The organism is Saccharothrix obliqua, from assembly GCF_019375475.1.
Classification (GTDB): Bacteria; Actinomycetota; Actinomycetes; order Mycobacteriales; family Pseudonocardiaceae; genus Actinosynnema; species Actinosynnema obliqua.
The window spans coordinates 1-4,253 of sequence record NZ_JAHXGQ010000026.1; the positions used below are offsets into that span (position 1 = coordinate 1).

Below are 4,253 nucleotides of genomic sequence, written 5' to 3' on the forward strand. Positions count from 1 at the left end.
TTCGCACTCCCTGACTGCTGCGCCGGCGGTCCTCGGGCTCACCACTGGCATACCGTGGAGAGCGCGGCACCGTGGGACCACTGTAGTCGTCAGCCCCGCCACTCTCAGTTCCCGTTCGCGAGCAGCCACCTTCGGGGATCTCTGACATCGGTACCAACGCGTGATCTGCCAGCCAGATTCCACGCATCGGGCGATGTCCGCTGAGCGCGAACACCACGCGCCCGAGGTGACCGCCGTCACGGCTCGACCCGAGCGAACCTCAGTTAGGTTAGGCAAGCCTCAATCCGAACTGATCGCGAGGGACCCTTCTCCCATGACCGTACCGGCGCCCGCGCGGACGCGGGGCGCACACGCCCCGATCGCCGGGTCCGTCACCCGTGTGGGTGGCCTCACCGAGTGGTGTGACATCCGGTTCGGGTTGCCGGAGGACCACGCCGGCTGGGCCACCGCGGCGGCCTTCCTGGACGGGCCGGAGCTGTTCGGGAGCTGGCGGGAGCGCCTGGCGGCCTGGCTGCACGACCACCACGGCGCCGCGCCCGAGCGCACCACCGCCGGTTACGTGATGAGCTGGTACCTGGGCGCGGTGGGCCTGCTCGGCGGCGCGTTGTTCCACGTGGCACGCCGGGTGCCGTCGTTGCGGCCCGACCACGTGGCGCTGCGCGTGGCAGAGGAAGGACGCCCCCACATCACGGGCGTCGCGTTGCTGGCGGACCGGTTCGCGTGCCTGCCCGACGACCCGGACGGCGACCACCCGACGGCCACGGCGCTCGCCGACGACCACGCCCTCGCGGGGTTGTTGCGAGCCCGGTTCGCGGCGCACGCGACCCGCTTCACGGCGGCGTTCGGGCCGACCGTCCGGTTCGGACGGCGGCAGCTGTGGGCGGCGGCGACGGACGCCCTGGACACGGCCGCGTGGACGGCCGGCCAGTGGTGCGGCGACGAGGCGGCCGGTGTCGCGGACGCCGCGTTGCTGCTGCCGGACCGGCTCGACCCGTTCACGTCGGCGTCCACCCTGCGCCGCGGGGAATCGGGGTGGACCAGGCGGCGGGAAAGCTGTTGCTTCCACTTCGCGCTGCCCGGCGCGGAAGCCTGTGACACGTGCCCGCGGGTGCGCTCACACCGGAACGATGCCTAACGACCGCGGTCCGGAACATCGTTATGAACTTCACCATACGAGGCTCACAAAGATCGCCCGCGCGGGACCGGTGGTACGAAAAAACAACCAAGGGGCGCCGGTAAGCACCGGCGCCCCTTCGTCGTTTGGCGTAATTGGGCAATCAGCCCTGCTGGTGGTACGCCTCCAGCACCTCGGCAGGGATGCGTCCCCGGTCGGACACCTTCATCCCCTGCTTGCGCGCCCACTCCCGAATGGCCTGGTTCTGCTCGCGGTCGGCCGATGCCGGACGAGCCGCCTTCACACCCGCCGGACGACCGGGGCCCCGCTTGCGGCCACCTGCCTTCCGAGCGCCGGCGACGAAGTCGGCGAGTGCGTCGCGAAGCCTGCCGGCATTGCTCGCAGAAAGGTCGATCTCGTAGGACACGCCGTCCAATCCGAAGCCGACCGTCTCCTCCGCCTTCCCACCGTCCAGGTCATCGACCAGGGTCACGGTGACCTTCTGCGCCATGCGTATCCTCCTGGACTCCGAATGCGCGGTGTTCCCCGACCGCGACCAAAGCATTGTCGTGTGCAGGTTAGCGCACAAGTACCGCAATGCGCAGACCGGAGTCCGAGAAGTTACTTCATTCAGGTCGCACGAGGGGGAACAGGATCGTCTCCCGGATACCGAGGCCGGTGATGGCCATCAGCAGTCGGTCGATGCCCATTCCCACACCACCGGTCGGTGGCATTCCGTACTCCAGCGATCGCAGAAAGTCTTCATCCACGGGCATGGCCTCGACGTCGCCGGCGGCGCTCAGCCGGGCCTGGGCTTCCAGGCGCTCGCGCTCCACCACGGGGTCCACCAGTTCCGAGTAACCCGTGGCCAACTCGAATCCGCGCACGTACAGGTCCCACTTTTCGGCCACGCCCGGCCGGCTGCGGTGCTGCCTGGTGAGCGGCGAGGTCTCCACCGGGAAATCGCGGACGAAGGTGGGCGCGTAGAGGCCGTCGCCGACCAGGTGCTCCCACAGCTCCTCGACCAGCTTCCCGTGGCCCAGCTTGGGATCCACCTCCAGCGAGACGCGGTCGGCGAGCTTGCGCAGGTCCTCGGCGGAGGTCTCCGGGGTGACCTCCTCACCGGCCGCCTCGGACAGCGACTCGTACATGCCGAGCGTCGTCCACTCGCCGCCGAGGTCGTACTCCGTGCCGTCGACCAGCGTCACCTGGAGCGTGCCGGCCACCGCCAGCGCCGCCTCCTGGATCAGCTCGCGGGTGAGCACCGCGTTCGTCTCGTAGGTGGCGTACGCCTCGTAGAACTCCAGCATGGAGAACTCGGGCGAGTGGCTGGAGTCCATGCCCTCGTTGCGGAAGTTCCGGTTGATCTCGAAGACCTTCTCGATGCCACCGACCACGCACCTCTTGAGGTACAGCTCCGGCGCGATGCGCAGGAACAGGTCGATGTCCAGGGCGTTCGAGCGGGTGACGAACGGCCGCGCCGACGCGCCGCCCTGCAACGTCTGGAGCATCGGGGTCTCGACCTCGATGAACCCGCGGCGGTGGAACGACTCCCGCAGCGACCGCACCGCGGCGGCCCGGCTGCGCACCGTGTTGCGCGCCTGCTCGCGGAGGATCAGGTCCACGTACCGCTGGCGGATGCGCGTCTCCTCCGCCAGTTCCTTGTGCGCGACCGGGAGCGGGCGCAGCGCCTTGGCCGCCGGCCGCCACTCGGACGCCATGACCGACAGCTCGCCGCGCCGCGAGGTGATCACCTCGCCACGCACGAACACGTGGTCGCCCAGGTCGACCTCGGCCTTCCACTCCGCCAGCGCCTGCTCGCCCACGCCGTTCAGGCTCAGCATCGCCTGGAGTTCCGTGCCGTCGCCCTCCCGCAGCGTGGCGAAGCACAGCTTGCCCGTGTTGCGGATGTACATCACCCGGCCCGTGACACCCACGACGTCACCGGTCGACACGTCCGGTTCGAGGCCCTGATGCGCTTCCCGCACCTCGCGCAGCGTGTGTGTGCGAGGCACCTCGACGGGATACGGGTCGACGCCGCGCTCCAGCAGCCGCGCCCGCTTCTCGCGGCGCACCCGGAGCTGCTCGGGGAGGTCGTCGTCACTGGTCGCGGAAGGGTTCGCAGGCTGCTCGCTCACGGGGGAAGCGTACGGAAAGACCCCTCGGGGGATCGAACGGGTGCTCACTATGGTTGGACCGGTGACGAGTGATGAGTTGAGTGCTCGCCGGGCGAACTCCTTCGGGGTGCACGCCGCCACGTACGCCGAACACCGCCCGGACTACCCGGCCGCCGCGATCCGGTGGTCCCTGGCTCCGCTGGGTGAGGGAGCGCACCGAGTCCTCGACCTCGCCGCCGGCACCGGGAAGCTCACCGGCGGCCTGGTGGCGGAGGGCCACCACGTGACCGCCGTGGAACCGGACGAGGCGATGCTGTCGGAACTGGTCCGCCACCACGGCGGCGTGCGGGCCCTGCCGGGAACGGCCGAACGCATCCCGGTCCCCGACGCCACCATGGACGCCGTCGTGGTGGGCCAGGCATTCCACTGGTTCAACGCGACCAAGGCCCTCCCGGAGATCGCCCGGGTCCTGCGGCCGGGCGGAATCCTCGCGGGCTTGTGGAACAGCGACGACTACTCGGTTCCCTGGGTGGAGGAGTTCCACCGGGCAGCCGGCGACGACAGGCCGCCGAAGATGGACGGGACGGTGGACAACATGCCACCCCACCCCTTGTTCCGAGACCCGGAAACGAGGGAGTTCCCCCACCACCAGCGCCGCACCGCCGAGAGCCTGGTGGCAACCATCGGCACCTACTCGTACACGCTGGTCATGCCACGCGCAGAGCGCGAAAAGCTGCTGGACGACCTACTCCAGTTCCTCAGAACCCACCCCGAGACCACCGGCGAGTTCGACGTACCCATGGTCACCTACGCAAAACGCACCACCCGCGTGTAAGCCCACAAGCCCACCGCTCCACTCTCACACACGCTCTCCACACACGGCAGGTCCGCTGCACACGGCAGGTCCGCCGCCACGGCAGCTCCGCTGCACACTCCAGCTCCGCTGCGTGTCATCCCCGTATGGCCTGCGCGCCAGCGAACCGCGCTCGTTCCCAGGGCGCAAACACGCACTTCGTTTGCGC

General features: G+C 69.5%; 4 protein-coding genes. 2 read left to right on the plus strand and 2 right to left on the minus strand.

All coding sequences use genetic code 11. From position 1 onward, the window contains the following. Nucleotides 1-313 precede the first annotated feature (313 nt). Nucleotides 314-1,135 carry a (2Fe-2S)-binding protein gene (locus KZQ38_RS35615; RefSeq protein ID WP_219448443.1) on the plus strand — a complete coding sequence of 274 codons (822 nt, stop codon included), beginning with the start codon at nucleotides 314-316 and terminating at the stop codon, nucleotides 1,133-1,135. 142 nt (nucleotides 1,136-1,277) lie between these two features. Here the strand turns inward: KZQ38_RS35615 and KZQ38_RS35620 are convergent, their stop codons facing one another. Then, nucleotides 1,278-1,625, minus strand: coding sequence for a histone-like nucleoid-structuring protein Lsr2 (locus KZQ38_RS35620; RefSeq protein WP_219448444.1), 348 nt, complete (start codon nucleotides 1,623-1,625; stop codon nucleotides 1,278-1,280). Between the two features lie 115 nt (nucleotides 1,626-1,740). Then, entirely contained in the window at nucleotides 1,741-3,252 is a 1,512-nt protein-coding gene (gene lysS, locus KZQ38_RS35625) for a lysine--tRNA ligase (protein WP_219448445.1), read from the minus strand. Between the two features lie 49 nt (nucleotides 3,253-3,301). Between lysS and KZQ38_RS35630 the strand changes: the two genes are divergently transcribed. Next, the gene (locus KZQ38_RS35630) at nucleotides 3,302-4,066 is read left to right on the plus strand and encodes a class I SAM-dependent methyltransferase (protein WP_219448446.1); all 765 of its coding nucleotides are present in this window, start codon (nucleotides 3,302-3,304) and stop codon (nucleotides 4,064-4,066) included. The last annotated feature ends 187 nt before the right edge of the window (nucleotides 4,067-4,253 follow it).